The following is a 5,302-nucleotide window of genomic DNA, read 5'->3' on the forward strand; positions in this document are numbered from 1 at the left end:
ACAGCGTCCCGTACGACATCTGGTCGGGCGCCATGAGCCCGCTCGGCTGACCCCCCCCCCCGGCCCCCCCCCCCCCCCCCCCCCCCGGCCTTGTGGCCCCCGGTGATGTACCCCCCCGCCCCCCCCCCCCCGGCCCGGCCCCGACGTGTGTCCGGGGGCTGCCGTCCTACCAGGTGTAGGCCGGGTTGACCTGCATGCACTGCGAGGTGTCCGACGCGTTGATCGCCTGTGCCGTGTCGGGCGTCTTGTCCTCGTCCGCCGGCGCCTTGTACGTCGCACCCGACCGCCAGTCCGCTCCCACCACGAGCGTCACCCCGGAGACGGCGGTGGACTTCTCCACCGCGCTCGCGGGGATGCCCAGGGCCTTCGCGACCCGCTCGGCGTCGCCCTTGAGGTCGGCGCTCGGGTAGCGGATCAGCGTGGTGGCCTCGGCCGTGGCCGCGGAGGTGTCCGCCTTGGCCTCGGTGAAGCCCTTGCCGGTCAGCAGCTCGGTCACCGCCTTCGCACGCCCGGGGACCGGGGCCAGGAGGTCGGTGGCCGTGCCGTTGCGGACCTGGACCGCGATCCGGTCGTCCGCGGCGGCCGGGTCCGCGGTCGCCGTCGCCGTGGCGGCGGGCGTCTTCTTCTTGTCCTTGCCGTCGAGGGCGATGTCCTCGCGCACCATGCGGAACAGCTTCGCGGCGTCCGCCGTGGGCTTCACGCGCGCGCCGACGTATTCGTTCGGCATCGTCGTCATCGTGATGCGGTCCGTCGGGACCTTCTTGAGCTCGTCGGCCAGGTCGTACATCTTCGTGATGGTGCCCAGGCCGTTGTCGACGGTGATCGCCTTCGTGGCCGCCTCGGCGAGGCTCTGCAACTTGGTCGGGTTGGTCAGCTTCGCGCTGGCCCGCAGCTCGCGGACCATCGAGTTCATGTACATGTGCTGCGCCTTGGCGCGCGCGAGGTCACTGCCGTCCTCGAAGCCGTACCGGGTGCGCAGCCACTGGAGGGCCTGCTTGCCCTTGACCGACGTCGTGCCCTTCTTCAGCTTCAGGCCCGAGCCGTGGCCGTCGGAGGTGTGCGAGTAGACGTTGTCGCTCACACAGACCGGGACGCCGCCTATCGCGTCCGCCATGGAGACCACACCCGAGAAGTCGATCATCATGAAGTGGTCGATGTGGATGTCGGTCAGCTTCTCCCACGTCGCCACCGTGCACCCCGGACCCCCGCGGCCCAGCGACTGGTTCGTCATCACGGTCGTGGTGCTGGCCTCGTAGACCTTGCCGGTGTTCGGGTCCGTGCACTTGGGTATGTCGAGCAGCGTGTCGCGCGGCATGCTCACGACCGACATGTTGGAGCGGTCGGCGGAGACGTGCAGCAGCATCTGGACGTCGGCGAGCGGAACGCCGCCGAAGGTCTCCTTGGCGCCGCCGAGCTTCTGGTTCTCCTCGGTGTCGCGCGCGTCCGAACCGATCAGCAGGATGTTCAGCGCGGTCTGTCCCGCGGCGTTCGCCTTCGTGCCGGCGGCTCTGTCCTTCGCGTCGCCGATGTTCAACGCATCCTTGTGGATGTTGTCGTTGAGGTGGCGGTAGTAGAGGTACCCGGCGCCGGCCGTGCCAAGTATGACCACGGCCATCACCGTCGCCGACCAGCGCAGCACACGGCGGCTGCGGCCCGCCTTCCTGGTGCCGTGCCCACCGTCCCCGTGCAGTGCCTGGTCCGACAGTTCCTGGTCCGACGGCGTGTCGTGGCCCTGCGGTGTGAGCGACATCGTGTCGTCCACCGCAGAAGCCTCCCCCCGCACAATGCTCTGCGCCAACTCCAGCCTCCCCACCCTGCGCCCGACAACGGGTCCGTCACCCGCGTCCTAAGAGACGCGTGACGGACCCGTTAGGTCACTTGGCGCACTCAACCTTGTCCGCCGTGGACGTACTGACCGTGTCCGGCACCTTTGTCGCCGCGGTCAGGGATACGCCCGCACCCTTGAAGTCCTTGCCGAGAGTCAGCGTCATCGCGGGCAGACCTTGAGAGTTGGTCACGCTCTTGCCAGGCTTCAGCGCGGATCCGGAGAGACCCATGAGCTTGGCGAGCTTGCGTGCCTGGTCGGCCTGGTCGGGCGCGTACTCCAGCGTTGTCTTGCTCAGAGTCGCCGGGGCGTTGCCCGCGTTCTCCGACTTCGTCACGCCCTCATCATTCTGCAGCCAGTTAAGTGTTTCCTGTGCGCTGCCGGCCACGGCCCCGCCGTTCAGGATCCGCACCCGCACCTCGGAGGCCGCGGACTGGGTGCCCTCGAGCCGCTTGGCGGCCGCGGCGGCCTCCTTGCTCTTGGCCGCCTTCTTCTGCGCCGCGACCTCGGTGAAGGACACGTCTTCCTTGATCATCTGGAAGATCGTGGGCGCCGTGGTCTCGTTGAGGACGACCGTGGCCTTCACCTTCTCGGCCGGGTTGTCGAGCACCGGCACCGTGGTGAACGTCAGGTTCTTGGGGTTGAGCTTGCCCATCTCCAGACCGAGGTCCTTCAGCTTGCTGATGCTGTCGAGCTGGGAGTCCACGGTCAGCGCCTTGGTGGCCGCCTCGGCCACCTTCACCATCTTCGCCGGGTTGGTGAGGGTGGAGTTGGAGTTCAGCTTGCGCATCAGCGCACTGAGGAACTGCTGCTGGAGCGTGATCCGGCTCAGGTCGCCGCCGAAGCCGACGGCGTGCCGGGTGCGCACGAAGGCGAGCGCGGTCTCGCCCTCGATGTGCCGCGTCCCCTTCTTCAGGTTCAGGTGCGAGTCGGGGTCCTTGATGTCCTTGGCGAGACACACGTCGACCCCGCCGACCGCCGTGGTCAGCGTCTTGACCGCGTTGAAGTCGGCGACCATGAAGTTGTCCGGGGTGATCCCGGTCAGCTCGGTGACCGTGCGCATGGTGCAGCTCGGCGTCCGGCCGTCCTGCCCGAGGCTGGTGTTGAAGCGGACGCCGTCCGTACCCGGGATGACCTTGGTGGTGCCGTCCGGCTGCGTGGTCGGGCAGTCCGGGATGTTCGTGATCAGGTCGCGCGGGATGCTGAGCGCGGTCGCGTTCGTCCGGTCCTTGGAGACGTGCAGCAGGATCGTGGTGTCGGCGTGGCCGACGCTGCCGGAGTCGCCGTAGCCCTTGTTGCCCGCGCCGGTGCGCTTGTCGGTGCCGATGACCAGGACGTTGATCGCCTTGTCCTTGTTGAAGCCACCGGTGCTCGCGCCGTCGTCCGGGGACGACTGGATGTTGTCGTTGAGGTGCTGGATGTAGAGGTATCCCGCTCCGGCGGCGGCGACCAGCACGAAAGCCATCGTGCCGCCGGTCCACAGCAGGACCTTCTTGGCGCGTGACTTCTTCTTCTCCGGCCGCCGTCCCCTCCGTCCGGGCGGCGGCTCCTCGGGCACGCCACGGCGCCGGCGCGGTGCCGGGATCTCGGGATCCGGCACCTCCGTCCCTCGCCCGGGCGGCGCGGCGGTACGACTGCGCGCTGTGCTCTTGCCCACATCCGAGGCACCCGCTCCGCGTGACGCGGAGCGACGAGGCCTGGGCACCGCTGATTGCGGAGTGGAAGGAGTCAGTCGCAGTTCGTATTCGCCGGTGTTCGGATTGAGTACCCACTGGTCTGCGGGGTCGATGTTGTCCGCCCGCCCACGGCCTTGCGCGTCCACGGTTGTCCGAATCCTCCGTCGGGGCCACGCGGCGCCTTCCCCCCTCAAAGGCGCTCGGGTCACGGTCACACAGTGCGCGACCCGAGGAAGGACCTCATGGGCCGGGGCACCGGATCGCTCACACTATCCGCCCAGTTCAGCGTCCGGCGACGGCGGTGACAAATTCCACGTTCCTACAAGCGGGCAATACGCCCATTTCCTTGAACTGGCGTTCGTAAATGTACGTCGCCTTGGCACGCGCTTTACTTGCAGCTGTCTTCGGCGGCCGTGTTGCCCCGGAAGACGGGCGTGGCGGACGTGGGGTCATTCAGGGCGGAATCGCCAGAATTTTTCGAAGGGTTCCGGGAGACTCTCACCGGCGCGTCCTGGCGCAGCTTCTCGAACAGGCGCTCGGCCTCGGGCTCCACGAGTTGATCGCGGTTGGCGTCGTACACGTACGACCTCCGCGGCACGGTCAGGAACTGCATGCGCCTGGCGGGGACGTCGCGCAGCCCGCGCACGAGCTCGTAGAGACCGCGCAGGCTCGCCAGGTCCGGGTCGGTGGTGAGCGACGACGTCGCCGCGTCCAGCACCGGGTAGAGCTTGCCGGGATCGAGCAGTACGTCGCTGCTCTGCACCTTGCTGACCAGCGCTCCGAGGAAGCGCTGCTGGCGGTCCATCCGGCTGGTGTCGCTGCCGTCGCCGAGCGACTTGCGGGCGCGGACGTAACCGAGGGCCTGCTCGCCGTCGAGCGTGACGCGGCCGGCCGGCAGCCGCAGCTTGGCCGCCCGGTCGGCGATGGGGCTCTTCAGGCACACCTGGACGCCGTCGACGGCGTCCACCATGTCCTTGAACCCGGCGAAGTCGACGACGGCGTAGTGGTCGACCCGGATGTCGGTGAGCTTCTCCACCGTGCGCACGGTGCAGGCCGAACCGCCCATCTGGAAGGCGTAGTTGAACATCGAGAACGTCGGCTCGGTGTGGCTGCCGTCCGGTCGCAGGCAGGAGGGCACGTCCACCATCAGGTCCCGCGGCAGGGAGACGGCGGTCGCGCTGTGCCGCCCCGCGGCCAGGTGCAGCAGGATCGTCGTGTCCGACCGCTCGGTCCCCGAGTCCCGCCCGTACTTCCCGTTCCCGGCCCCCGAACGCGAGTCCGACCCGATCAGCAGGATGTTCTGCGCGTCGTGCACGAGCGCCGTGGGCCGCTCCCGGTCGTACAGGGCGAGTTCCGCCGCGGCCGCGTCGTCGGCTCTGATGTTGCCGTTCAGCTTCGCGTACACCGTGCACCCGGCCCCGACGGCCCCGAGGACGAGCACGGCCGCCCCGATCGCCGCCCCTTGCAGCCACCGCCGGTGCCGCCGCCGTATCAGCCCGCTGCCCGACGCGGTGGCCCCCGCTCCCGGCCCGAGACAGCGCCCGGAGGACCGGGCCCCGTCGGCGCGCCGGCTCCGGACGACTTCCGCCGCGTCGTCGGTCACGTCCGGGTCCACCCCCTCATCGCGTACCAGCGTGCTGCTCCTACGACCATGGCGCGACCACCGCAGCCCTGCGGTCGGAAGTAGCCCGAACGAGCGACACCCCGGACCGGGGTCAGGGACACCCGCACGCCTGGGGAGAGGGTCCTGTCAGCCCCTCAGGGAGACGATGGCGTCCGCCCGGTCAGGGGCGCGAGGAAC

General features: G+C 69.2%; 3 protein-coding genes. All 3 read right to left on the bottom strand.

The features are described 5' to 3' along the window. Positions 1-166: 166 nt before the first annotated feature. Positions 167-1,750 carry an LCP family protein gene (locus ABT085_RS43385; RefSeq protein ID WP_351621848.1) on the bottom strand — a complete coding sequence of 528 codons (1,584 nt, stop codon included), beginning with the start codon at positions 1,748-1,750 and terminating at the stop codon, positions 167-169. 124 nt (positions 1,751-1,874) lie between these two features. Then, positions 1,875-3,647 (bottom strand): LCP family protein, encoded by a 1,773-nt coding sequence (locus ABT085_RS43390; protein ID WP_351621845.1) that lies wholly within the window; start codon positions 3,645-3,647, stop codon positions 1,875-1,877. A gap of 242 nt (positions 3,648-3,889) precedes the next feature. Then, positions 3,890-4,996: an LCP family protein gene (locus ABT085_RS43395; RefSeq protein ID WP_351621851.1), complete on the bottom strand. Its 1,107-nt coding sequence runs from the start codon at positions 4,994-4,996 to the stop codon at positions 3,890-3,892. Positions 4,997-5,302: the final 306 nt, after the last annotated feature.

Source organism: Streptomyces sp. NPDC002265, from assembly GCF_040296125.1.
Lineage (GTDB): Bacteria > Actinomycetota > Actinomycetes > Streptomycetales > Streptomycetaceae > Streptomyces.